Genomic DNA, 22,166 nt, shown 5'->3' with positions numbered 1-22,166 from the left:
CCTGGGAATCCGGGAAATCACAGCGCGAGATCGCGCCCGATGATCTCCTTCATGATTTCATTGGTTCCCGCCCAGATCTTGGTGACGCGGGCATCCATCCACGCCCGCGCGACGCGGTACTCGCGCATGTAACCGTAACCACCGTGCAATTGGACACAGTGGTCGAGGACGTCGTTCTGGACCTGCGCAGACCACCACTTGGCCTTGGCCGCATCGACCGCACTCAGCCCGTCTGCAGCGTGTTCGGCGACCGCGGCATCGATGTACGCCTGCGCAACCTCGATCTTCGTGACCAGTTCGGCCAACAGGAACTTGTTGTGCTGGAACGACCCGATCGAGTTGCCGAAGGCCTTGCGCTCCTTCGCATATTCGATCGTCTCGAAGAGAATCTGCTTGGCGTGCGCGACGTTGGTCACCGCGGCGCCGATGCGTTCCTGAGGCAGCCGTTCCATCATCGCCACGAAGCCGCCGCCCGCCTCGCCGAGCAGGGCGTCCGCGGGAAGCCGGACACTGTCGAAGAACAACTCCGCGGTGTCGGCCTCGGGCTGGCCCACCTTGTCCAGCTTGCGCCCCCGCTCGAAGCCCGGCAACGAGGCGTCGACCAGGAACAGGCTGATGCCCTTGGAGCGCTGGGTCGGATCAGTGCGCGCCGCCACGACCACGACGTCCGCGGTGTAGCCGTTGGTAATGAAGGTCTTGGAACCGTTGAGGATCCAGTCCGAGCCATCCCGGACGGCCGACGTCTTCAGATTGGCGAGATCCGATCCCGCGGACGGCTCGGTCATCCCGATCGCCGCCACCACCTCACCAGTTGCCATCCGCGGCAGCCACTGCTGCTTCTGCTCCTCGGACGCGAGGTCGACGACGTACGGCGTGACGATGTCGAAGTGGATACCGAAACTCGACGCCAGCGCCATGTTGACGGCCGCGAGCTCCTCGGTGGCGACCGCGTTGAAGCGGTAGTCGCCGGCCTCGCCGCCGCCGTACGACTCCGGAATCTCCAGGCCGAGAATGCCCTGCTTACCTGCCTCGCGCCACACCTCACGCGCGATCAGCTTGTCCTCGATGTAGGACTCGACGTTCGGCACCACATCCCGCGACAGGAAATCGTGAACAGACGAACGGAACTGCTCATGATCGGCAGTGAAAACGGACCTCTTCACTTCGCACCCTTCCAGATCGACCAAAATTCTAAGCGCTCGCTTAGTTTGTGATGAGAGTGTGCGAAAGTCAATGCGAGAGCGCCGACACCGGGTCGGCTGAGGCAGCGGAGGCCGGAAGAAATGTCATCACGAACACGGTCCCCTAAGAGCAGTCGTCCCATCGGGGATGCGGAGCAGCGATTGCTCGACGCCGCCCGCGACGCCTTCGCGGACAAGGGCTACCACGGAACCAGTACCCGGGAGATCGCCGCCGGCGCCGGCATGAGCCCCGCGGCGATGTACATCCACTTCCGATCCAAGCAGGACATCCTCGCCCGGTTGAGCCTCGAAGGCCACGTCACCGCACTGGCGGCGCTGACCGACAGCGTTCAGACGCCCAGCTCACCGACGAAGCGCCTGCGTGCAGCGGTGTACGCCTTCGCGCATTGGCATGCCGAGAACACCACGACGGCCCGGGTGGTGCAGTACGAGCTGTCCCATCTGGACCCCGACAGTCACGCCCAGGTGGTGCAGTTGCGTCATGACATCGTCACCACGGTCCGCTCGATCATCGAGGACGGCACCCGCGACGGCGAGTTCGCGGTCGACAACATCGACACCACGACCCTGGCGGTCCTGTCGCTGTGCATCGACACTGCGCGCTGGTACCCGTCGCGCGAACTGCACAGCCCGGACGCCGTCGGCGCGGCCCTCGCGGCGCTCGCGCAACGAATGGTCGGGGCAATCGAGCCTACTCCCGCACCCCGCTTCTAAGCGATCGCTCAGTCCAGGTTCGCGGCGTACGCGCCGTCGGCACGCGCCGTCGGCACGCGCCGTCAGGCGCCAGCCCCGTCGACCCGGGTGAGTTCGACCGCCGACAGGTTCACGGTGTCCAACTGCGGCCGTTCCGCTCCCGGGTACCACGCCTCGACGCGTCCCGTCCCGGCGCCGGTGAATCCTCGCGCCCTGACCTCGCCCTGGGTGCCCGGGGATCGCCCGCGGATAGGCCCGGACAGTGGGGTCGCGAAGCCCTCCACCTGCCCCAGAGACTCACCGGACGGGCAGTCGATGCGGTTGAGATTGCCCTGCGGCCAGTAGGTGTTCCCGTCCCGCACGGCGTGCGGATCTCCACACGCCTGCGTCCACGACCACCACGCGCCACCCATGCGATGCGCGTTCATCGCGTCGACGAACCGGTCGACGTCGTCGGCCTGCTCATCGGGCTCGCCGAACCAGCCCCACTCGCCCGTCCACAGCGGTGCGTCGTACAACGCTGCCTGGTCCGCGATGCGGAATCCGTCCTCGAGAGAGGGGAATTCGCTACTGACGGTGATCGACTGGCTGTAGAGGTGCGGCGAGAAGACCACGAGCGGATCGTCGAGGTAGCTGCGCGGGGCAGGGCGTCGAAGCCGAAGGCAGACCAGATGGCACTGGGCTCGAGCATCGGTGGGCACGCCTGCCCGTCGGGAGTTCCGATGCTTTCAAGCCACACCCGAGAGCTGGCAAACAACAACGCAGCCACACCCGGCCCACCCGGGTCACAGTCACAACGTAATCGACCGAAGTAACTGCACCTACGAACTTAAGGACCACCATCATTCGGGGCCGTGGACCCCGACGCAACCCGACCGCGTCGGCCACCCCGCCGCGCCCGGAAACCGGAACCATCACCGGGACAAGAAAACCGAACTCGATTAGGCCGGCATGCCGCGCTCACGAAAGATCGAGGTTAGTGCGACGCGATTAGGGGCCTTCACTGTCACGCAGATTGTTCGTGATAAGTTCGTGATAAGCATTTCATCCAAAAGGCATGTCGAAGGGGAAACGTATGGACCGCCGCAGCTTGATCGCGATCGCTGAGCAGTTGGTACCGGAGAGTCCGGCGCTCACCGAGGCGGTCCGGGCGGCGGTGGATGACAGATGGGCATTGGCGGAGCTGACCCAAGGTCTACAGGACGCTGCGGTCATGGAGTACATCGACTGGTCTGACGATCCGGAGATGGCCCGAGAAACATTGGAATCCTTGAAGTTCCACCCGTCGTCCATGTCATGGGACTGGTGGGAAGAACACGAGGATGACGACGATGGGGACGAGGACATCGAGCGGTTCCTCGGCTTGGCTGGAGAGCAGAGCCGCAAGCACGGCGTGCTCCTGGTTCAACTCGATCTCGGTGCCGATGGCTACCTACTGGGTTTCGTTCCCACAGGCTCGGCCAAGGACATGATCAAAGTCGGATCATTGATTGTCGTTCGCAGAGGCTGGCAGGATTCGTGAGGCGGCGCATTGTTCGCCGCCTCACGCGAACCCTCAGTGAGCGATTCTACTTGCGGAACTTGCCAAGGTGATTGAACCGCCCTGGATCTAGTGGTGACTTCGTTCAGGCCATCAGGGATCGAGGGAGCGATGGTGCGCGCCCCGGCGTCAGCACTAACGAAATGAGCCAACTCAGGTCCTGTGGGTGACTGATGGCTGTGCGAGAACTTCCATCATCACACCCCAGGACCCGCCTACATGTTGTGTCCTATCGTGCCAGCGCCGGACGCGGTCCATACACTCCCGATCCGCAAGAGTCGGTTGATGCGCCCCACCGAGAAGTGATTCAACCCACGGTCACCGATCCAGAGGACACCCATAGCGGATATCCCGCCGTCTGGGATACAGAAAGGTCAGCAGCCTCGGGCGTGCCGATATTCCGGAAACCTATCCGCTAGAGCTCTATCGAACGCGGCGGCACGCTCGAATGAATCCATATTCGGCTGCACGTGATCGCGCCCAAGGTGCGCTGTCATCAATCCTGCTGCATCAGTGAAGTAACCATTGACGATGCACAAGATTATAGTCGCCCGTAGAACACGGGGGTCAATCCGGTCATGCGAGGTCCCCGGGATCGGCTCCTCCGCCACCCGAATCAACCTCTCAAGAGAGTTGCGATCGTCGAACCATTTCGCAACAGCCCCAGATACGCGATTTTCAAACCACTGCACGGCAATCGGCACGTCCGCTTCAGTAATCACCCATGGCGCCTTCCCCACCGACTCCAGACCCGGCAGATTGTTAAAAGTCCACTGGTCAACATACTCAAGGAAGCGGCTGTCCGGACCTTCACCCTTCAGCAGTGCGTCCGATGGCATTGATCGTAGGATGTCACCTACCGCCGAAGATATAAGGCATACAATTCCCGTACACCTCGCGGCACCGTCCCTCGAATAGCCAATATTTGCTTGCACGGCAGCGACGGTATGAGGAATTCCAACAGCATCAGTCGTGAACCAAACGGCACCCTCGTTACACTCCGCTAGGGAACCAGACGGCATGTATCCCGCGTGCACCATTGCATCGGTCAATTCCCCCTTAACCATATTGGCAACACGGTCTCTTTTACGAGCAGCCACAAATTACTCCTTTCAGGCGAGAGCCCCCACCAGATCGATTCACCCTAGATATCACAAATGGGCGCCGTATGTCCACACCGCTAGCGCCTCCCGCCCACCGGGCTCCCGAGCCGCCTCTTGACTTGATCGCACAATGTTCACCGTCATGGACTCATCGCGAGGCACGGCGGAGCGTGCACTTCGCTGCAAGCGAGCAATGTTCGTTTCAGGATACGGCGGAGAAGAAACCACTGGAGCGCTGATGTTTCCGATCAATGAAGCGACGAGGTCCAGGTCAGATTCGGAGTCGGCCCCTCCTGCGGATTCATCTTGCCCAAGCATGTAAAGCAGGGATGCGGGGATACCGATTACGGGCAACATTGAAAGCAATCCAGGATTGCTTGAGTTCTTTGTCTTAGCCCAATAGTTCGGAAGTAAGGGCGGCAGGCCGGCGGTAGTGGCCGCGGCGTTGATTTCCGTCACCAGGTCGTTCAGAAACTGTTGAGACAATCTAGCCGAGGCCCCCCAGTTTCCGACCTTCGTCCGGAAGAGGGTCTCATAGTCGAGAGCGAATGACTTAGCCGCCATCTCAATGATTTGAGGTGTCGGCATGTAGTCGACATTCCAAAAGTGTGCCTCGACCCTGGAGATCACATCATCTGCCAGGAGGCCTGCAGATTTCAGTTCGCCAATACGAACAGATAGAGGTTCTCCATCGACATCAAGGGCTTTGGACAGATTCAAATCCGAGGCTGTCAATGTCCCTTTGTTGAGTTCCGGATAGGCCCGAACCTGACCCTTTCGGGTAAATCTCGGATCTTTACCGAACTTTGATTCAATAACCTCCAACTTTCCGGTCTTCGGATTGATGACAATGAAGTCCGGCCTCACCGTGACCCATTTACCGTCGACACGAACTCCAATTGTAGGTTGTTCGGCGAGGATTTCATATCCTTCTAGCCGCAATTTAGCGCGAGTGAAAGCTTCACCAACACCGCCGCGAGCGGGGTTACTCAGATAAGTTACGGCATTAAAAACCCCGGGAAGATCCCAGGGTTTGACTCCCAACGGTCCAACGCGAATCATGTTGGTCGTGTCGTCCGGCGCTGTACTGTTGGTCAAATCCCGATCATGGCGCGAATTTGTTGAAAATTCCGGGAGCACTTCGGGCACACTTGGGTTCGCCGGAGCACCCTCCCCTGGCGTTTGATGCGGAGAAGTCCGCGGTGGGGATTCCGGCGATCCGGTTCGCGTAGGACCAGAATCGCCTTCGCCGAGTCCGCTCGCGCCGTGGGCGTCTCCGCCCTGCGACAATCTGCTACTCTCGATCGCCGCGAGGACTTCTGGGGCATCCATCCGCGCCCCCTGCTGCCAGGGACGCAACTCGTCGACAGTCCTGAGTTCCCTTACAGCGGCTAGGATTTCGGCCTCAGATTTGCCGGCCGCAACCATTTCATCGATCAGCAGTCCTTCGCCGTCTCGACTTCCTCGCCGGATTGCCCCAAGACCCTTCGGTCCGGGAATGAAAAAAGTTGCGCCAGTCAGGATCGCCTTGGTGATGGATACTGTGCTGTCTTCGGCGTATTCATCAGTGTTGGTGCCCACCACCACCGCCTGGAGTGCTTGCCAGCGTTCATGACCGTCGCCATTGAATATTGGCTTCAACGTTTCAACCGTCTCGCGCGCGATATCGTCAGACGTCACTGCCGCGTCATGTTGCCCCCAGAGCGGGCTGACTGTGTTGTACACCGCACCCAAGTCAGTCATACCGAAGGCCGCGCGGCCCAACCCGTAGCCGAATTCGAGGGTGGTGTCGACAGCCTTTCTAACAGCGTTCCGCTTGTCTCTTGGCTTCTTGATAATGTTTCCGTCGATGTCGTAGACCGTTTCGTCGAGCTGGACATCTAGGCGGGTAATGGTGGTCTTTCCGTCGGCGTCGGTGATGATGGTGTCGCGATACCACTCACCCGGATTCTTGCCACGGAATTCGTCGGTGAGCTTGCCGTTCTCGTCCATCCGGAAGTGGTGTACGCCCGAGTCGGTCTCTTCGGTACGCGTCAGGACCCGCTTGCCTTGGCTGTCCGGGCTTACCTGCCATCGCTGCGGGCCGTTCTTACCCGAGATGTCCCGCCAGCCGTAGCCTTCGCTATCGACCTGACCGGTGAATGTGCTGACGAGCCCCCCTTGCTCGTTTCGGGTGGTCTCCGAGAATGTCTTGTTGCCGTAGCTGTCGACATGAACGTTGTCGTACAGACCGCCCTCGTTCGCGACACCTACATCGGTGCCCACCCGGTTCCCGTCTTCGTCGTAGGAAGCGGTATAGGTGTTGTTGTAGTCGCTGGAAATCCCGAACTCGTGGCTGGCCTGGCCCGCAGTCGATGTCCCGGGATCGAAGTGCTGGCCGTAGACCTCGGTGTCCTGCCCGTCCTTGCCGGCGTAAGATGAGGTGCCGGTGGAGTCGTCGTTCCACCGCTGCCACCCGCCATTTCCGTTGTCGACTACACGCGAATTGGTCGTGCTGCCATCAGGATTGATGATTTGCTGATCGACAGTCTGATTGCCGTTCCCACTTGGGATGGTGTTCTTGACGGTTCGCCCGTCGGGCAACGTTGTAGTCCACGTATCACCCTCCTGGCGGCCAGTGGTGTCGGGCAGACCGTAGATATCTGACACGGATCATCGCCTCCTCAAAGATTTCAGGCGCGCCGCGACCAGGCTCGAAGTGCTGCAAGCTACGCGGCACCCGGATGGGTAGCGGCGGCGAGCAATTCGGCGTGCGCGCGCAGAGAGTTGTCGACCGGTCTGTGACAAGTCGAGAAGAGACATGTGCCGCGCTCAACCAAAGGTTGAGCGCGGCACATGTAGAACACGATCCCCGATATCGGGAATGGCTTTACACCACTAGATGCGGTGCCGCCCGGGTGCGCGGAGCGGGAATGAGCACCGAGTTACGGAATCGCGAACGAAAGCTCGCCGGTGGCGGTGGTGACCGCGTTGGCGGTACGGGCCGTCACCGCGGCGCCGAAGCCCGCGGCCAGGACAACCCGGCCACCGGACCCGACAGCGGCACGAGCCGTAGCCGATCCTCCACTTCCGAGCGAAAGAGTCGCCCGCATTGCGGGTTTCGTAGCGAAAGTCAAAGACCCGAGCCCGGTCGCCTCCGCGGAGAGCTTGGCCGAGGGCTTGAAGGTCACGGCTGGAGTGGCGGTTCCGCCGAACGCGGCGTACACGAACGCCGGGATGACCGGGACCCGTGCACCGTCGACCCGGCTGACCGGCGACCCCGGCAGGGCCACCACCATCGCCGGTGGCGCCGCGACCGAGGTGAGCACTGTCGGTCGCGTGGGCAGTGCGGCCACGATCGCCTGTGCTGGTGCTGGCATAGCAGCCTCCAAATCGAAGAGGTGAATCAGCTCACGGCGAAGGTCGGGGTGATCAGCAGGGTGCCCTGGGCGCCCAGCATGGTCGGGGAGATCGCGACCTTGTCGATGAACGTGCCTCCGGTGGCGGCGCTCCACAGACCGGCGTGGGTGTAGGTGCCGGCGGGCAGGTTCACGGTGACCTGGCTGCCGGTGATCTGGCCGTTGGCCGGCGCGCCCCAGGTGGTGGCCACACGGACATAGGCCGGCGCACCACCCGAGGCTTCCGCGAGGCCGGTGGGGCCCGGGTCGCTGGTATGGACCGAAACATACATAGTGGGCGCCGCATTGGCGTAGGCGGCGCACAGAGCGTTCTTGGTTGACGTAACAGCGATAGCCATGATGTTCTCCTCGAGAATTGTTTTTGCAATGAATTTCGCCGTTGTCGAGCGGCGAAAGAGGTCAGTTGCGGATGACGGAGCCGACGTACCAGGCGTAGGTGGTGGCCGGGGTGGTCGTGTAGGTGACCAACATCGTGTAACGCGAGTTGGTGGGGATCGGATCGGACGTGGCCGCGGGTACGGTCCAGCTGGCTGCGGTCGGGGTGACGGTGGCGGGCCAGGTACCCAGCGATGCGCCGCCGGGCGCGGTGAGCACGATGGAAACCTTTGTTCCGGCCGGGAATACGGCCCCATTGGAGGGCTGAATGGTCTGCACGAAGCCGGCGCCGGTGGTGAGTTTGAGTGGTTCGATCTTCGGCTGGTAGCCGAGGTATCCGGGATCGATCGGTGATGTCATGTGATTCCTTCGCTGTGTTCGACCTCGTCCATGAGTTCTCTGGACAGGTTCAGTTCCGGGATGCGGCCGTGCTGGGCCGCTTCGATTACGCCGCGCAGTACCGCGAGCGCCTCGCGGAAGAGGCCGGTGACACGGTCCAATTCCTGCCTGGACGCCGCCTGCGCGGCCTCTACTCCGTCGAGCCGCAGGGAGACGACCCGCAGTTCTTCCGACACACGGGACAGGGTCGCCAATGCGATGTCGTTGACCTGTTTGGCGGCGGACACTTCGTGGCGAATATTCTGTGCCGGTTGAGCTTTCCGCGCCCGAAGCCAGGAGTAGAAGCTGGCGGCGCCGGAGCCGCCCAGAAAGGTGGCGGCGCTGATCAGCGTGGTTTCGAGAAGGGGCATCAGGTCCCTTCGGACCTGGGCACGGTCCGCTGGTGATGGCGCTGCGCCATTGTGGACTCCAGGGGGTTAGTAGGGTCGCCAACGGGAGAGGGCTCGACCAAGTCGGCCCTGCGAAGGCATCGGGGGCGAGTTGGGCACCGGCTAGGCGCGGTTGATCAGGGCCCCGTCGAAATAGGTGTTGGGGCCGAAGAGATTGTTGTTGGCAAGGGAGCTGCAGCCAGGAGCGACGACTGCCCCCGCGGGCAGGAAGACCACGAACGTGGCCTCGACGCTCGAGGCGTACCCGTAATCCTGGAGCTGAAGGATCTTGGGCCCGGTGCGCAACTGCCGCCAGGTCGCGGCGGAGTTCGGGGCCCACCAGAGGTCGGCCCCGATCACGGTGGGCACGGTGAAGTACAGGCCGAGGCTCATCCGGTACCAGCCTGAGACCGGCACCTGAACTTGTCCGAGCCCCAGGGCGGAGACCGTCACTGCCGAGCTGTGCCGAACGGTGTCGAAGGTACCTGCCGCGACGGCACGGGACCCCGCTGGCTGGGGCACGTTCGCGGAACTGATGCGGGCCAGCGCCCAGCCGATGCCGGTGACCGGCGGGGACACAAGGTCGCTAGCCGTCAACGCGGCGACGGCGAAGGAGAAGGAGGAGTACGCGAACGAGGCCAACCAGGTGTACCAGTTGCCGAATCCGAAAGACCTGTTCCCCACACCGACGGGTGAGCTCTCGACACTGTCGTTGTAGGCCAAGATCGGGACCCCGTTGATCAGTACCTGATAGTTCGCTCCGACCGCGTTCAGGGTGACGGTATCGCCGGTTCGGAGGGTAACTGCCGCGGTGCCCCATGGGGTGTAGTTCAGCCCGGTTGTGCGGGTGCCTCGTCCGAGCCGTACTTCATTGGCCAGTATGTCGACGTAGACGAAGGTGGCCAAGTCGGGCGCGGCACGAATGTAGAGCGGGGTGTTGGATGCGCCGGCTTGATTTGCGCGGCCCATGACCGCCGAGACCGATTGATCGTCGGTTCGCAGCACCGTCTTCGACAGTGCGACGACGACGGAGCCGTAGCCGATGGGCTTGTCACCTCCCTGGTTCAGTTGAACCTGACCGCTGACAATGGTCAGGTCTGGGACTTGACCGAATTTATAGGTGGTGTAGCCGGATCCGAGCTCCGTGCGCTCGAAGTCATCAGAAAACGTGGTGCCACTCAGCTGTTCGCCAGGCCGCCGCGGTGTCAGGGCCTCGATAGTTGCTTTGTTGACATCGGCAACCGTCTGCGCACTGGCGGCTGTAGAGTTGGCCTCGGAGGACCGCGTTTGCGCTGTTGTGGTAGCGGATTGGGATTTGTCGGTGATCGCCTTCCAGTTGCCGCCGATGGCGGTCACGCCCGCGAACGAGCCGATGACACCGGAAACGGTCGACTCGCGGGCACCCTCCCAGGTGAGCTTCTGGAGGTTGCTGATGTTGTTCGAGGCCCCCGCGGTGCCGACGTACGCGCCGGTGGGGACCGATTTGTCAGGTGAGGTCACAGTCAGGCTCCATCAGTAGCTCAGCAATGCGCCATCGAAATAGGTTGCCGTGCCGACGAACCCGTTGTTGGCACTGAGGTAGTAGCCCGGCGCCACCACCGATCCCTGCTGCAGAAAGGCGGTGAATGAGCTGCCGACGCTTGAGCTGACGACGCCTAGTGGCGCGGAGTCGCTGGCCGTGCGAGCGCCGACCCGAGACAACGACCAGGTTCCGCCTGGCGCCGGCGCGGTCCACAGTCCTACCCGCGCTCCGGTGTTAGACGAAGACAGGGCATACGCGGTCGTGATCGCGTACCAACCCGCCTTCTCGATCTGCACCTCGCCGCGGCCGAGATCGGGTACGGCGACGCCTTTGGCGGCGCCGATGTTGTCGAAAGTGCTTGCAGCAACGCGTACTTCACCGGCCGGCTGCGCGACAGCGACGGGGTTGAGGCGGTACAGCGACCACCCGGTGCCGACGACCGGCGGCGAGGACAGATCGGCCGCGGCGAGCGAGTTGATCGCGAACGAGAAGTATCCGAACAGCCCGGTCCAGTAGTACTGACAGCCGAAGCCGAAGGACCGGTTGTTCGCTCCGATCGGAGATTTAGGGGGCGCTGCGGTATCCCCATCCGTGTGACCGACAACGAGAACGCCGTTCACCAGAACCTTGTAGGTGCGACCCACCGCTTCGACGGTGACGGTAGCGCCGGTAGTGACCGTGGCCGATTTCGACGCCCATTCGTTGTACACGGTGGTGTTGCCGCTGCGCGTGCCCCAGCCAAGTTCAACGCGGTCTCGATAGACATGGGCGTACACGAAAGTCGACAGGTTCGTCGCGGAGCGGACGACGATCCGGGCAGCGGCCTTGTAGGCCTCCTGAATCCGGCCGACCACCACGGATACGCGCTGATCATCGGTGCCCGTCACGGTTTTGGACAGGGCGACAACATCGCCGGTGTTCTTGTCACCGATGCGATTGAGTTGCACCTGTCCGTCGATGACCACCAGATCCGCCACCGGGCCGGTCTTGAATGTGGTGTAGTCCAGACCCAACGCAGTGCGGCCGAATGCGTCGGAGAACGCTGTACCGCCCGTGGCCTGGGCGGACTGAACCGCAACCAGTTCCGCCAGGTCCACGGCGTTCTGGGCCGTGGTATTCTCCAGGGTCTCAGCCGACGCCTGCGCCTGGGAGGCGCCGGACTGAGCATCGGTGGCAGCGTTCAACGCCAGCTTGGCCACCGAGTTCAGATTCGAGCCGATCGCTTCCACACCGGCGAACGACGCTGTGACCCTGGACAGGATCTGCGTCCGGGCCGAGTCCCAGGTGACCATCGGCAGGTTACGAATCGAGCCTCCGGTGTATGCGCCAGGCGGTACCCACTTGTCCGGGCTGGTCATCGGGCACCGCCCGTCGAAAGGTGTCCCGCCACCGGATGGTCCGAATCCGAGACTCCGACCGCGTCGGTGAAAGATTCCACCAGCTCGGCCGCAGCGTCCGCAGCGGCCACCAGCACCGGCTCGTTCTTGACGATCCATACGTTGACGGTGCGCAGCACTTCGAGTGCGGTGAGCAGTGCAACGCCCGCGCCGACCGCGGAAGCCGGAGCGTACTGCAGCAATGCCACCGAAACGGTGAGGACGCTGATGATGCCGCCGATCAGCGACACCACCGCTTTCGCGTTGCGAGCGACGAAAGCTCCAACATTCTGAGCCATGAGCAACTCCTAGGGAGACAATTGCGCCGGAAGGCGCGAGAAGTGAATTGAAGGCGGCCTGATCCGGGCTCGTCCTCAGCTGCCGTCCGGGAGATCCTCGACAGAGCCGACTCTTGCGGTGTTCAGGTCGAGATCACGCGGGTCCACCAGGTGCTTGAGTTCACCGGATTCCCTGAGCTGCTCTACCAGGTGAGCCCTTTCGTCCGGCGTCAGCTCGGTGACATCCGGTGCCGAGCTCTCCGGCGGACGCGGCGCGCCCTTCTCCGCCCACTGGCCGGCGCCGTTGAGCCAATGCGAGAGACCGCGCGCGGGCGGGTGGTACTCCTTGGTCTGCTCGCTGGCGTAATGGCGAAATCCGAGGTCCCACAGGTGTTTCGACCACTGCCGTAGCACGTCGGGATGCACGAGAAGTGGTGAGTTCTGGGGGCCGGGCAGGCCGACCAGCGCCCACACGAAGGCCTCGCTGGGATCGTCGGGGTTGCACTGCTCGAGGGAAGGGATGGACATGTTCTCTCCGGAGGGTTTCGATGGGGATTCGGCGGGCGGAACTACATCTGGACGGCTAGTGCGTGGATGTCGTCGACAATGTCGGCAACCACGCGCATGGACTTGGCGAAGGGCATGTCGTGGTCACGTTCCGAGCCGACGGTGACCTGCCAGGCCGGACTCGCGGTCCGCGACCAAGCCAGTTCGAGTTCGGTGACCTGGTCGACGTACACCGTGTCTTCGGGCATGCCCTTGACGGTGGAACCGACACGGTCGCCTAGGAAGAAGTGGCCCAGCCCTTGGTCGCCGATCAGATACGGCTCCCCGTTGGCGACGATGAACTTGTGGGTGAAGTGCTGACGGGTCTTCCACATACCCTGACCCAGGGTCAACAACGAGCCGAGGGTGTAGGCGCGGTCGGCACTGTTTTCGAAGTGCTCCCAGTAGTGCGACCAGCCCGCGGCGCTGACGCGCTGCCCCGATGTGTGCTTCTGCCAGGCCATCAGCGTGTCCGACAACAGTGACGTCGCGATCGTGTTCGCCACCGCCGTGGCGGCGTTCACCACACCACCGGCGATGGAACCACCGAACGGAATCTCACCGAGAGCGCCGGCGACCAGCATGCCGACCACCTGGATCGCCGAGGAGATCGCCTCGTTCACACCGGGCATCGAGTGACCGCCGGTGAGAACCTGCACCGCCGACGAGGGATTGACGATGAACTGTGAGGTCTGGATGCCCGTGTTGTCGTTCTGCCGGTAAACCACCCACGGATGCGACGGGAGCGTGCCCATCCAGCCCTTATGGTCCGGATTCCTGTACAGCTCAGGCATATTCGGATCCTTCAGCGCACCACTCGGGCTGTAGTCGAGCATGGTGTTGTCGAACACCTGCTTGGTGCGCTCGAGCCCAGCCCAGACGTTGCCGCCGGTGCTGGTACCGGTCCAGAAGCCGGACTTGTCGACGATGTCGACAACCAGGCAGCCGTGCCGGACCTTCGCACCGTTCCACGGTGGCGGATCACCCTGCAACCAGCGCCGCGTGACGACCGCCAGCTGCGCCGTTTCCAGGGTGCCCGCCGAGGCTTCGTGGAAGTTCTGGAAGCGAGAGCTGAAGATCGTCCACATCGACGTATCAGATAGGAAATTACCAGGTTTCACCACGACTCCCCACGTGGACTGGTCAAGGCTGCCCCACTGAGTGGGGTCCATCGGATCGTCGGGCAACGTCCACAGCCCACCTTGCAGGCGGAGCAGATTCAGATGCAACGCGGTTTTGAGCACCCAGACGCTGGGCCCCGCGAGCAGGAACTGTCGCGGGAACTGAACCGTTTCCGGCAGAAACGGATTCGACCAGCAGTAGATGTGCTTGAGATCCTGGTAGGAGTGCATGAACAGCAGCTCGACGGTGGTGACACCGTGGCCGTCGGTCTTGATGACAGCCTTCTCCAGCCGCCCGTCCCAGCGCGCTCCATCCTTGTCGACGGTGATGTGCACGTTCTTCTTGGTGCGGCCATTGATATCGACCGCCCACTTCGCCAGGTAGTAGTCGTAGGGCAGCACCAGTAGACCGGTCCCGGCCTGGTTCAGAATCCAGCGGAAATCAGCGCTGATCTCCGCGCCGCATACACCGCGCAGCTTCCAGTCGCCATCCCACAGGCGGATCAGGGGCCGCGCGAACCGCTGCTGCTTGCGAACCGTTTTGGCCGATTGCGCATCCGCGTAGATCGCGGGGAGGTCCAGCACCGAAGTCACTGCAGCCCCCACGGGCGCGACCAGTTACGCGGCTGCACCACCAGCACCGACGCGCCGGTCGGCGCACCACTCACCTTGACCGGTATCGCGGTGGCCGGCGTGTACGGGGGCACAGGATAGAGGAAGCTGACGCCGTCCATCAGCGCCCAGATCTGGGAGCCGTCCTTGGCGACGATCATCTCTTCCATCGGGTCGGTGTCGACCGTCAGATCCTCGCTCTCGGTGGTCATCGGCAATTCGATCACCCGATCGCCGTGGCGATCGACTGCACCCCATGAGAAGTCCGGCAGTGTCCACTTACCCGGCGCCGAACATACCCACTTGAGCCACATCGGCTGATCGGTCGGGTTGGCGATGGTGACCGTGCCGGACTGGTCCTTGACCGCGCCGGTGGTGTCGATCGTGGAGGTCCAGGATCCGGTCACGTCAGACTCGACCCACCACGGATTGCCCGCTGTACAGGTCATGACGACCTTGCCGATCGACTTCAGATGCGGATCCTTGTCCGGCTTGAAGTCCGGTTGCTCCGACATCCTCAGTTTCAGCGTTCGCGTGCCGAAATCGGTCGTGATCGTCAACGTCGCGTCGCGGTCGTAGGCCCAGGCCTTGCGCCACGCGGAATCCACCGCCTCCCACGAACTACCCGCGGTCTGAAAGACATTGACCGCGAAAACGACATCGCGCTTGTTCGTCCGGTAACCACCGAACGAGGAACCGGCCTGAAACGCCGACTGATTCCAAATCGTCGTCACCGGCGCGTCGTACAACCCGGTCGGCGACGTGGCCAGCTCTACACCCTCACGACCACTCCCCTGACCGGCGATGGTCCATCGTGAGCCATCGACTCCGGTCACCGTGATCATCGCAGCATTGGACGCCACAGATTCACCCCAATCCATATCATTGCCGCGGCAACTAATGAGACAATTCCCATTGCGCCGCCAGAATTTTCAATCTTCCGATGATGTCTTCATTGCTCGACATCGAGATATTCACCGTCGCCGGCTGCCCACCGGGGGTCGGCTGGGCCGGGCCGCTACCGCCGCCTGATCCACCGCCCGCCGAACGCGCCGCCAGCATCTTCTGCAAGAAGGACGGATCGGCGTTCAACGCCTGCAGAAACGGGCGGTTTGCCGCGGTCGATCGTGCATTCATCACGAATTCGCCGTCGGAAAGGTAGGCCGGAATCTTGTCGCCGATCGACGATCCCGGCCCCTTGACATCGCCGCCGGTGGCGTAAGCGGGCACATTTGCGTTCTGCCGCAAGAAGCTCTCCAGGCTGCTTCTCGCGTCACTACTTTCGTTCATAGTCATATCGATTCGTTTGCCATCGTCTGCGCGTCAGCTCACGAAGACCGACACGAACAGTCCACTGCCGATGGCCTGGCCCGTGCCGTTCTGGTGCAGTCGCACGTCCAGCACATCGCCGGAGCGCAGTACCGGTTGCGCAGTGAGCGGAATGGTGACGGGGATTTCCGCGGCCAGTTTCAGGCCCGCGGTCAGCGTGAGGCTCGCAAAGGTCTGCAGCACAGCGCCATCGCGCAGCTGGCGGACAGAGATGGTGGCGTTGTTGGTCGCGGCGCCGGTGACAGTGGCAAACCCCGGCGGTGCGACCAGCTGGACATCGGTGACGGTGTCGCCGCTGTAGAAGGCCGGGGAATAGACCCCGGCCAGGGTTGTGGTATCGGCCGCGCCGGCGGCTTGGGCCGGCAGCGTTGCGGAATAGATCATTCGTCCTCCCAGGTGGATCCGGTGAACTGGTCGATGAGGCCTTGCATCGACTCGTCTCGTTGAGCGTCGCGGACGATGTCCACCGCGGTGACCGGCCGAGGCATCGGCGTCATCCGGGGCGGGTCGCCACCGGCGGCAGCGATCACCGCGGCCTGCACGCCCTGGAGTGCGTCGATGATCGACAGCAGCAGATAGCTGTCGATGGTGTATCCCTCCGGAGTCGGGCCGGCGGGTTCGGTCTCCACTTCGTACAGGTCGAGTTCGGCCTCGGCTTGTTCGGCGGCGAGCATCTGCTCGGCCAGCTCACGATCCATCGCCAGCGCCGAGCGGTATTGTGAACCGTGCGGCAGCCTGTCCTTGACGGACCAGATCGTGCGCCAATCACGGTTGCGAATAGTGTGGGGCCCGAAGCATTCCCGGATGTCGATGCCGCGCTCGAGCAAGTCGTAGTCGAGCGCGGCACCGAAACGTTCCCAGAACTCTACGAGCCCTGCGATCCCCCCGGCAGCTCCGAGGAGCCCTGGCCGAAGAGGTGGGCGTAAAGATCCTTCTGGAAGGCGAACCACTCGTCGAGCGGCCGATCGGCGAACAGTTCTTCGACGGCTTCGTACTGGTCGCCCAGCACGATGACCATCTGTTCGTCATCGCTGGCGGTCCGGCGCAAGGCCAGGACCTGGCTGCGGGTGACCGGTGCGATCGCGATGTCGTCGGTCAGGCGGTAGGGCGCGCGTCGGTGCGGGGCGAGCTCTTGCTGCAGCTCGTAGAAACGACCGCCGACCTGGGCCTGGTCGGCCGCTTCGGGTGTGGATGCCATGATGCAGTTTCTCCGGGTTGTTTTGTGTTACTAGGACTTCGATGCGCGGCCGCGGCCCGGCTTTTCGACGGCCTGGACCTCGGCCTTCTCGGCGTGGCCGAGCTTGAAGACCGCGGTGACGTACTCGGTCGCGTTGGAAACGATGTAGTCGTCGACGCCGTCGGTCATGGTGACGGGGTACTCGGTGGGGATGGCGGACACGGTGGACCCGCTTTCTTCTCCGGCAAGAATGGATAGGGAATGTGTGGGGGCGTGCCATGACCGGAGACACATGACACGCCCCACGCCCAAGTCCGTGGACCTGGGAGATCGAGAAACCGTCAGGAGACGGTTGGGGGTGCTTTACGCAGCGTTCGGGATGTTGGTCTGGCTGAGGATCTTCTTCCAGCCCGAGCCGCCGAAGCCATGGGCGATGGCGTAGCCGGCGGTGTCGTCCTTGAAGGCGACCATGGTCAGCTTCTGGGCGAGGACTTCGGTGGGGTTCCACTGCTCGCCGCCGTACTTGCTGACCGCGACCTTCGGCAGCACCTTGTAGACGTAGATCGGGTTGGCGTCGTTGCCGTCCTTACCGATGATGATTGCCGAGTAGTAGGTGATCTCTTCCGAGGCCGGCTGGGCGAAGAACACTTCGCCGGAGGCGGCATTAGCCTTGATCGCCGACAGCGCGGTGCCAGTAGCCAGGTTCAGCGTCAGCGCGGTCGTCTGCTGCGGCTGGAACTCGATGGTGGTGATATCGCTGGTGACATCGTTACGCACCGGCTGCAGTTCACCGTAGGACTCGATCGGCGCGGCGGTGATGCCACGCGCGAAGGCCACACCGGTCTTCTTGTCGATCAGGCCGACAGGCTGGTAGGCCGGCGGCAGCGTCTGCAGGACGCCGGAGGCGTCGGTCAGCGCGGACGGCGCCGGGGTGTAATGCGGTGCGATGAAAACGGCCGCGTCGAGCGGCTTGAGCAGCAGCGACCGCTGCGCGTTCTTCAGCGCGGTGAGGTTGGTGGCAGGCATGTGTCTCCAATCGAGCGCCCGCGGATGCAGGCATGGTTAACAGGAATCGGCACCGAGCGGCGCCGGTGAAAGCCCCGTCGAGGACGGGATTCACCCACCGCCTACTGGCGGCGAGCTTCGATCGAGAACGCGACCTCGACCATCTGGTTGAGCGGGTCGAGGTCGGGCACCTCGGTGAGACCGCGGCCACGACGCAGGATCGGCGGATGGAACTTCGGTTCCTCTGCCGCGATCTCCTCGGTATAGTCGACGAGCACACCGTTGACCCGGTTGGCCGGGGCGCCGAGCATCGCCGTTCGGATCTGCACCGAAAGCTGCTGCGCCTGAGCGCGAGTGGTGCCGAAGGCCACCACGCTGACTTTCGCCTTGTAGGTGATCGCGTTGATATCGAGCGTCCCCCCGGTAGTCCGCACCCAGATCAAGGGCAGCGTGGACTGCAGGTCCGCCGAGGTGGCGGGCAAGGTGGTGACGGTGGTCGCGGTCGGGGTGAACAGGTCGACCATGAACTGCTCGAAGTCGGGGAACTCCCCCGGTGCGGGATAGGTCGGCATTACGCTGCTTCCGGTGCCAGGCCGACTGTCACCTCGGCGCCGAGAGCGCCCTCGGGCGCACCCTCGGAGGTCTCCTGCGGCGGAATGGCCGCGGCCACTGTCATCGCGACGCCCTGGGCGAGGTCGGACAGCACATTGACATCGGCCTTCAACATCGCGAGTCGCGCGACCACGGCCTGCACTTCGGTCTGGATACGTTCAGCGAGACCGCTGGGATCATCGGAACTGGGCACGAGATTCTCCAAATGTTGGGTTCACGGGTAGTCCGTGGAAACGAATGGTTCGGATTCGGTCCGGAGGCATCGACTGCGCTACTGGACCCAGCGGGGCTTCCACAAACCCCGTTCTGACACTTCGGGTTACAGACCGAGCAGCGGCAGCAACAGCGGAAGCACGCTGACAGCCTCGAGGACGTCGACGACGGTACTGAGCATTTCTCATCACCCCCTTTCGCTCGTGCGAGCGGGAGCGCTTCAGCGCACGTGGCTCAGATAGGTTGCGATCCGCTCGCGTAACGGGTCGTTGGTGAAATTCGCGCCGTCGGGGGCGGTCTTGATCACGTTGATGGTGGTGCTCCGGTCTATCTCCGGGCTCATATGCCCTACGGGCGCGCGAAATTGGGGCTGCACCAGCTTCGGGGCGTCCTGGCGGAGGTTCTGCGATGCGGAGGACAGGGTCTGCACCACGGTGCTTACCGTGCTGGTCAACGCGGTGGTCGCGCCCGCGGCGGCGGCTGCGGCCGGGCCTGTGACGGCACCGACCATAGCCGTGATGGCGGCTTCGCCACCTGCGGAGACGATTTCGTCCCGCGTGCCCTTGTAGATGTTGTACCAGTTGTGCCACTGCAGGAACGGGAAGAGCGAGCCGACCGGAGCCGTGGAGAGGAAGCCGCCGGCGTCGGTGGGACCATGTTCGTCCTCCACTTCGCCACCGGAAGCGTAGCCCTTCACGTTGACCATCGCCTTGGTCGGGCCCTTCAGCGCACTGCTGGCGATCGACGCCCACTGCAGGAAGGGAAGCAGGCGTCCGGGTCGTGAGACCGACAGTGCGCCATCATCATAGCCGTTACGGCGGCCTTCCCATTCGCCGTCGGCGAAACGCACGAACTGTGCGTCATCTCGTACATCTTCGAAAGACATTGTCGACCATCCATTTGGTTCCAGGCGGTGACCGCGGGTCGGTGCGCATTGAGCAGCGCGGCGAGCCGGTCGCAGTAACCGTCAGTTCGGTATATGACGTTGCGGGCGAAGCGGATACGGTCGGCCAGTGCGCTCCCCCACCCGCCCAGGACGGCGAAGCTGAAAGCCGACACGGTGTCGGCAATCATGCGAAGCGGCAAATCAGTAGGGCAGCAGGTGATTCCATCGGCGTGGTGGACTACTTGCATCCGAGGATCTCCACACGGTTCGGGGGTAGCACGGATCTCCGCGACCAGCGCCCGAACGCCCATCGCGACCGACTACCCCTCGGAGCAACCGGCAACGAGGTTCTGAGGGTTGGCGGGACCGACACTGGCCGGGGCCGATCAGGTACTTGCTGCAGTCGAGCCGGCGCGTGATGCACGAGAGCATATTCACCGGTGCGCATCACACGCTCTCCGGTGCCGCGACACGTCAGAACAGTGATCACGCCATCCACCTTTCTGTATTGCGGAAATCCCTGTGCGGAAATCCATTCGATAAGTTGGAGGAGTCCCGCCCCCGGAGTCGAGGGAATGCTCCGGGGGCGGGACCATGACGCCCCTGCGCTGCGACGACGCCTGCGACCGCGGATCACCCGCGGGAGACGGGCGCACAAGGGGCGGGCATGTGGGACGCTCTGAACCCGCTTTTCAACCAGATAGTTGTTCGGGGGCGAACCACATGAGCTGGGAGTGACGGACTATCAGCAATGTCGAGATTGTTGCATTCGAGAGGTGAGAAACGTTGGAAGGAATTCCGATTCGTTCCTGGCCTGTGGCTCAAGCCTACGACGGGGTGTGTGACAACTCGCCGAAAAGCGACCAACAGTGCAGGTAAATAGTGATTTTAAACCACCCTGCGGTTGCCGGAGGGGTCATTCCGCGGATGGTCGCCGAGACCCGCCACGAACACGACTCGGATTGGGCGCCGATCGAGTCCGTCGCAGGCAAGCTCGGGAGAGGTAGTGCTCAGACGCTCCTCAACTGGAGCGATTCCGGGCAACGCGCCGGCGTGACCTCCTACGCTGCGGCCGAATTGCGCAAATTGCGAGCTGAGAATCGAGAATTCTCAGCGGGCAAACGAGCTCCGGAAGTCTGCATCGGCCTTCTTCTCAGCAAAGCTCGACCGCCAACGCAGGTGATCGTCGACGACATCGACAGCCGCAAGGAGGAGTTCGGTGTCGAGCCGATCTGCAGAGCACTTACCGAGCACGGCTGCAACGTCTCGTCGAGCACCTACTACAACGCCCGCAACTGCCTGCCGTCGAAACGCTCGGTTCGAGACGAAGAGCTGACGCGAACTCCGTCTACGGCGCGCGAACCGTGTGGGTGCAGTGCCGTCGTGAAGGCATCGAGGTGTGGCGCTCACCGTCGAGCGGTTGATGGGTGATCTCAGCCTCGAGGGCGCGTGACGAGGCCAGGAGGAACCACTGGTCCTCGACGCGATCTGGACCTCGGCGACGCCGTCAACGGGGGCTCGGGCGACTGACCCTGGTCGAATATGAGACCCTCAATCAGGCTTCACTCGCGGCATGAACCTACACACCCCGCGAGTCAACCGAACTCAGGGCAGTCCAGTGACTACCCCGACCTGGTCCGCAGTGTATGGACCGGAGCCCGTGAAGATGAGGTCGATTCCGGCTTGCATGGCAAAGTAGTCGCCGCCGATCTCACCCCGAAGCCTAGAACAGCATCACCGACCTTGCGTGGCGACGAAGCCCGCGAGAATTGAGGACCTCTCTCCCTCCCACTCGGCCGAATCACCGAGTAACTAGCCACCATTCGATGTCAGTGGTCCAATTCGCGGGAGAAGCGCGCGCAAACCTGTTCCCGCCCCGGATGCGATCTCGCCGACCTCGATCGCTAGTCCTCGTCCTCGTACTCCGGTTCGGGCTCGTCCAGCCATGCCTGATACCCCGGACTCGTCAGATCGAGGAAGATCGCGCTGACACTCAGATTCAGCGTAATGACCGCTTTCGGCAGGTCCCACCGGAGAGCTGCCGTTGGTCCGGGTTCGGCGCTCGTGGCTGTCCCCAGGAGTGCGGTCAATGCCACATCAAGATTCGTGAACCCTTCGACCAGCAACGGACGCACCACTGTCATGGGTGTGGCGTCATCTGCCAGGTCCGTGACCAAGATCGAAATGTATTCCATCGAACGGTTTTCCCTGTACACGTTCGCCTTCGGCCGGCTAACATTGAAGTTCGTCCGAATCGAGCCGCCACCTTGCCTGAGTTCGACGAGCTCCCATCCCGCTTGCGAACAGAAGGGATCCAGGTCATCGACAGTCCAGGTCCAATCGAAGTCTGCGGCGAGGCGGGCGATGCGGGTGGCGCCTTCGATGTCGACGTGCATGTGTGGATGCTACTT

At 62.9% G+C, this 22,166-nt stretch carries 27 protein-coding genes; 2 read left to right on the top strand and 25 right to left on the bottom strand.

Annotated features, from left to right (window positions below; translation table 11 throughout):
- Positions 1-17: 17 nt before the first annotated feature.
- Positions 18-1,163: an acyl-CoA dehydrogenase family protein gene (locus tag ERC79_RS17105; RefSeq protein WP_131579626.1), complete on the bottom strand. Its 1,146-nt coding sequence runs from the start codon at positions 1,161-1,163 to the stop codon at positions 18-20.
- Between the two features lie 120 nt (positions 1,164-1,283).
- Between ERC79_RS17105 and ERC79_RS17100 the strand changes: the two genes are divergently transcribed.
- Positions 1,284-1,916: a TetR/AcrR family transcriptional regulator gene (locus tag ERC79_RS17100; RefSeq protein ID WP_131579625.1), complete on the top strand. Its 633-nt coding sequence runs from the start codon at positions 1,284-1,286 to the stop codon at positions 1,914-1,916.
- 62 nt (positions 1,917-1,978) lie between these two features.
- On the opposite strand, the gene ERC79_RS17095 is transcribed toward ERC79_RS17100, so the two are convergent.
- Entirely contained in the window at positions 1,979-2,596 is a 618-nt protein-coding gene (locus ERC79_RS17095) for a glycoside hydrolase family 5 protein (RefSeq protein WP_242676612.1), read from the bottom strand.
- Between the two features lie 374 nt (positions 2,597-2,970).
- On the opposite strand from ERC79_RS17095, the gene ERC79_RS17090 reads away from it, so the two are divergent.
- A complete protein-coding gene (locus ERC79_RS17090; RefSeq protein WP_131579624.1) occupies positions 2,971-3,417 on the top strand; it encodes a hypothetical protein in 447 nt (148 codons plus the stop codon).
- 392 nt (positions 3,418-3,809) lie between these two features.
- Here ERC79_RS17090 and ERC79_RS17085 read toward each other — a convergent pair whose 3' ends face one another.
- The 23 genes from ERC79_RS17085 to ERC79_RS16985 form a co-directional block, all read right to left on the bottom strand.
- On the bottom strand, positions 3,810-4,274 hold the full coding sequence (locus ERC79_RS17085) for a hypothetical protein (protein ID WP_131579623.1): 465 nt from the start codon (positions 4,272-4,274) through the stop codon (positions 3,810-3,812).
- Between the two features lie 312 nt (positions 4,275-4,586).
- Positions 4,587-7,187: a hypothetical protein gene (locus ERC79_RS17080; RefSeq protein WP_131579622.1), complete on the bottom strand. Its 2,601-nt coding sequence runs from the start codon at positions 7,185-7,187 to the stop codon at positions 4,587-4,589.
- Between the two features lie 275 nt (positions 7,188-7,462).
- Positions 7,463-7,897, bottom strand: a complete 435-nt coding sequence (locus ERC79_RS17075; RefSeq protein ID WP_131579621.1) for a hypothetical protein — start codon at positions 7,895-7,897, stop codon at positions 7,463-7,465.
- Between the two features lie 26 nt (positions 7,898-7,923).
- Complete coding sequence (locus tag ERC79_RS17070) at positions 7,924-8,274, bottom strand: hypothetical protein (RefSeq protein WP_131579620.1); 351 nt, start codon at positions 8,272-8,274, stop codon at positions 7,924-7,926.
- A 61-nt stretch (positions 8,275-8,335) separates the two neighbouring features.
- Positions 8,336-8,671 (bottom strand): hypothetical protein, encoded by a 336-nt coding sequence (locus ERC79_RS17065; protein ID WP_131579619.1) that lies wholly within the window; start codon positions 8,669-8,671, stop codon positions 8,336-8,338.
- On the bottom strand, positions 8,668-9,060 hold the full coding sequence (locus tag ERC79_RS17060) for a hypothetical protein (RefSeq protein WP_131579618.1): 393 nt from the start codon (positions 9,058-9,060) through the stop codon (positions 8,668-8,670). Before ERC79_RS17060 ends, ERC79_RS17065 begins: the two co-directional genes overlap by 4 nt.
- A 141-nt stretch (positions 9,061-9,201) precedes the next feature.
- Entirely contained in the window at positions 9,202-10,578 is a 1,377-nt protein-coding gene (locus tag ERC79_RS17055; protein ID WP_131579617.1) for a hypothetical protein, read from the bottom strand.
- Positions 10,579-10,590: 12 nt separating this feature from the next.
- Positions 10,591-11,958, bottom strand: coding sequence for a hypothetical protein (locus ERC79_RS17050; protein ID WP_131579616.1), 1,368 nt, complete (start codon positions 11,956-11,958; stop codon positions 10,591-10,593).
- On the bottom strand, positions 11,955-12,275 hold the full coding sequence (locus ERC79_RS17045) for a hypothetical protein (protein ID WP_131579615.1): 321 nt from the start codon (positions 12,273-12,275) through the stop codon (positions 11,955-11,957). Before ERC79_RS17045 ends, ERC79_RS17050 begins: the two co-directional genes overlap by 4 nt.
- A 75-nt stretch (positions 12,276-12,350) precedes the next feature.
- Positions 12,351-12,782 carry a DUF2744 domain-containing protein gene (locus ERC79_RS17040; RefSeq protein ID WP_131579614.1) on the bottom strand — a complete coding sequence of 144 codons (432 nt, stop codon included), beginning with the start codon at positions 12,780-12,782 and terminating at the stop codon, positions 12,351-12,353.
- Positions 12,783-12,823: 41 nt separating this feature from the next.
- Entirely contained in the window at positions 12,824-14,515 is a 1,692-nt protein-coding gene (locus ERC79_RS17035; RefSeq protein ID WP_131579613.1) for a phage tail protein, read from the bottom strand.
- Entirely contained in the window at positions 14,512-15,378 is an 867-nt protein-coding gene (locus ERC79_RS17030) for a phage tail protein (RefSeq protein WP_131579612.1), read from the bottom strand. The genes ERC79_RS17035 and ERC79_RS17030 overlap by 4 nt, the downstream gene beginning before the upstream one ends.
- Positions 15,379-15,430: 52 nt before the next feature.
- Entirely contained in the window at positions 15,431-15,829 is a 399-nt protein-coding gene (locus tag ERC79_RS17025; RefSeq protein WP_131579611.1) for a hypothetical protein, read from the bottom strand.
- 27 nt (positions 15,830-15,856) lie between these two features.
- On the bottom strand, positions 15,857-16,246 hold the full coding sequence (locus tag ERC79_RS17020; RefSeq protein WP_131579610.1) for a hypothetical protein: 390 nt from the start codon (positions 16,244-16,246) through the stop codon (positions 15,857-15,859).
- Positions 16,243-16,689 carry a hypothetical protein gene (locus ERC79_RS17015; RefSeq protein ID WP_131579609.1) on the bottom strand — a complete coding sequence of 149 codons (447 nt, stop codon included), beginning with the start codon at positions 16,687-16,689 and terminating at the stop codon, positions 16,243-16,245. The genes ERC79_RS17020 and ERC79_RS17015 overlap by 4 nt, the downstream gene beginning before the upstream one ends.
- Positions 16,690-16,727: 38 nt before the next feature.
- Positions 16,728-17,060: a hypothetical protein gene (locus ERC79_RS17010; protein WP_131579608.1), complete on the bottom strand. Its 333-nt coding sequence runs from the start codon at positions 17,058-17,060 to the stop codon at positions 16,728-16,730.
- 30 nt (positions 17,061-17,090) lie between these two features.
- Entirely contained in the window at positions 17,091-17,261 is a 171-nt protein-coding gene (locus ERC79_RS23180; RefSeq protein WP_165497154.1) for a hypothetical protein, read from the bottom strand.
- Positions 17,262-17,402: 141 nt separating this feature from the next.
- Complete coding sequence (locus ERC79_RS17005; RefSeq protein WP_131579607.1) at positions 17,403-18,065, bottom strand: hypothetical protein; 663 nt, start codon at positions 18,063-18,065, stop codon at positions 17,403-17,405.
- A gap of 101 nt (positions 18,066-18,166) precedes the next feature.
- Positions 18,167-18,616, bottom strand: coding sequence for a hypothetical protein (locus ERC79_RS17000; RefSeq protein WP_131579606.1), 450 nt, complete (start codon positions 18,614-18,616; stop codon positions 18,167-18,169).
- On the bottom strand, positions 18,616-18,849 hold the full coding sequence (locus ERC79_RS16995; RefSeq protein WP_131579605.1) for a hypothetical protein: 234 nt from the start codon (positions 18,847-18,849) through the stop codon (positions 18,616-18,618). Before ERC79_RS16995 ends, ERC79_RS17000 begins: the two co-directional genes overlap by 1 nt.
- 240 nt (positions 18,850-19,089) lie before the next feature.
- Positions 19,090-19,755 carry a hypothetical protein gene (locus ERC79_RS16990; protein ID WP_131579604.1) on the bottom strand — a complete coding sequence of 222 codons (666 nt, stop codon included), beginning with the start codon at positions 19,753-19,755 and terminating at the stop codon, positions 19,090-19,092.
- Between the two features lie 1,110 nt (positions 19,756-20,865).
- Complete coding sequence (locus ERC79_RS23175) at positions 20,866-21,009, bottom strand: hypothetical protein (RefSeq protein ID WP_165497153.1); 144 nt, start codon at positions 21,007-21,009, stop codon at positions 20,866-20,868.
- Positions 21,010-21,659: 650 nt separating this feature from the next.
- Positions 21,660-22,151, bottom strand: a complete 492-nt coding sequence (locus tag ERC79_RS16985; RefSeq protein WP_131579603.1) for a DUF6301 family protein — start codon at positions 22,149-22,151, stop codon at positions 21,660-21,662.
- Positions 22,152-22,166: the final 15 nt, after the last annotated feature.

Origin of the sequence: Rhodococcus sp. ABRD24, assembly GCF_004328705.1 — a bacterium.
In the GTDB taxonomy this organism is placed as follows: domain Bacteria; phylum Actinomycetota; class Actinomycetes; order Mycobacteriales; family Mycobacteriaceae; genus Prescottella.
This window is presented reverse-complemented; position numbering and strand designations above follow the sequence as displayed.

What these genes read in the sequence shown, in the direction of transcription:
- ERC79_RS17100 (WP_131579625.1), top strand. Translation starts at nt 1,284, where the DNA reads ATGTCATCACGAACACGGTCCCCTAAGAGCAGTCGTCCCATCGGGGAT.
- ERC79_RS17090 (WP_131579624.1), top strand. Translation starts at nt 2,971, where the DNA reads ATGGACCGCCGCAGCTTGATCGCGATCGCTGAGCAGTTGGTACCGGAG.
- ERC79_RS17085 (WP_131579623.1), bottom strand. Translation starts at nt 4,274, where the DNA reads ATGCCATCGGACGCACTGCTGAAGGGTGAAGGTCCGGACAGCCGCTTC.
- ERC79_RS17075 (WP_131579621.1), bottom strand. Translation starts at nt 7,897, where the DNA reads ATGCCAGCACCAGCACAGGCGATCGTGGCCGCACTGCCCACGCGACCG.
- ERC79_RS17070 (WP_131579620.1), bottom strand. Translation starts at nt 8,274, where the DNA reads ATGGCTATCGCTGTTACGTCAACCAAGAACGCTCTGTGCGCCGCCTAC.
- ERC79_RS17065 (WP_131579619.1), bottom strand. Translation starts at nt 8,671, where the DNA reads ATGACATCACCGATCGATCCCGGATACCTCGGCTACCAGCCGAAGATC.
- ERC79_RS17060 (WP_131579618.1), bottom strand. Translation starts at nt 9,060, where the DNA reads ATGCCCCTTCTCGAAACCACGCTGATCAGCGCCGCCACCTTTCTGGGC.
- ERC79_RS17050 (WP_131579616.1), bottom strand. Translation starts at nt 11,958, where the DNA reads ATGACCAGCCCGGACAAGTGGGTACCGCCTGGCGCATACACCGGAGGC.
- ERC79_RS17045 (WP_131579615.1), bottom strand. Translation starts at nt 12,275, where the DNA reads ATGGCTCAGAATGTTGGAGCTTTCGTCGCTCGCAACGCGAAAGCGGTG.
- ERC79_RS17040 (WP_131579614.1), bottom strand. Translation starts at nt 12,782, where the DNA reads ATGTCCATCCCTTCCCTCGAGCAGTGCAACCCCGACGATCCCAGCGAG.
- ERC79_RS17030 (WP_131579612.1), bottom strand. Translation starts at nt 15,378, where the DNA reads ATGATCACGGTGACCGGAGTCGATGGCTCACGATGGACCATCGCCGGT.
- ERC79_RS17025 (WP_131579611.1), bottom strand. Translation starts at nt 15,829, where the DNA reads ATGACTATGAACGAAAGTAGTGACGCGAGAAGCAGCCTGGAGAGCTTC.
- ERC79_RS17020 (WP_131579610.1), bottom strand. Translation starts at nt 16,246, where the DNA reads ATGATCTATTCCGCAACGCTGCCGGCCCAAGCCGCCGGCGCGGCCGAT.
- ERC79_RS17010 (WP_131579608.1), bottom strand. Translation starts at nt 17,060, where the DNA reads ATGGCATCCACACCCGAAGCGGCCGACCAGGCCCAGGTCGGCGGTCGT.
- ERC79_RS17005 (WP_131579607.1), bottom strand. Translation starts at nt 18,065, where the DNA reads ATGCCTGCCACCAACCTCACCGCGCTGAAGAACGCGCAGCGGTCGCTG.
- ERC79_RS17000 (WP_131579606.1), bottom strand. Translation starts at nt 18,616, where the DNA reads ATGCCGACCTATCCCGCACCGGGGGAGTTCCCCGACTTCGAGCAGTTC.
- ERC79_RS16990 (WP_131579604.1), bottom strand. Translation starts at nt 19,755, where the DNA reads ATGTCTTTCGAAGATGTACGAGATGACGCACAGTTCGTGCGTTTCGCC.
- ERC79_RS16985 (WP_131579603.1), bottom strand. Translation starts at nt 22,151, where the DNA reads ATGCACGTCGACATCGAAGGCGCCACCCGCATCGCCCGCCTCGCCGCA.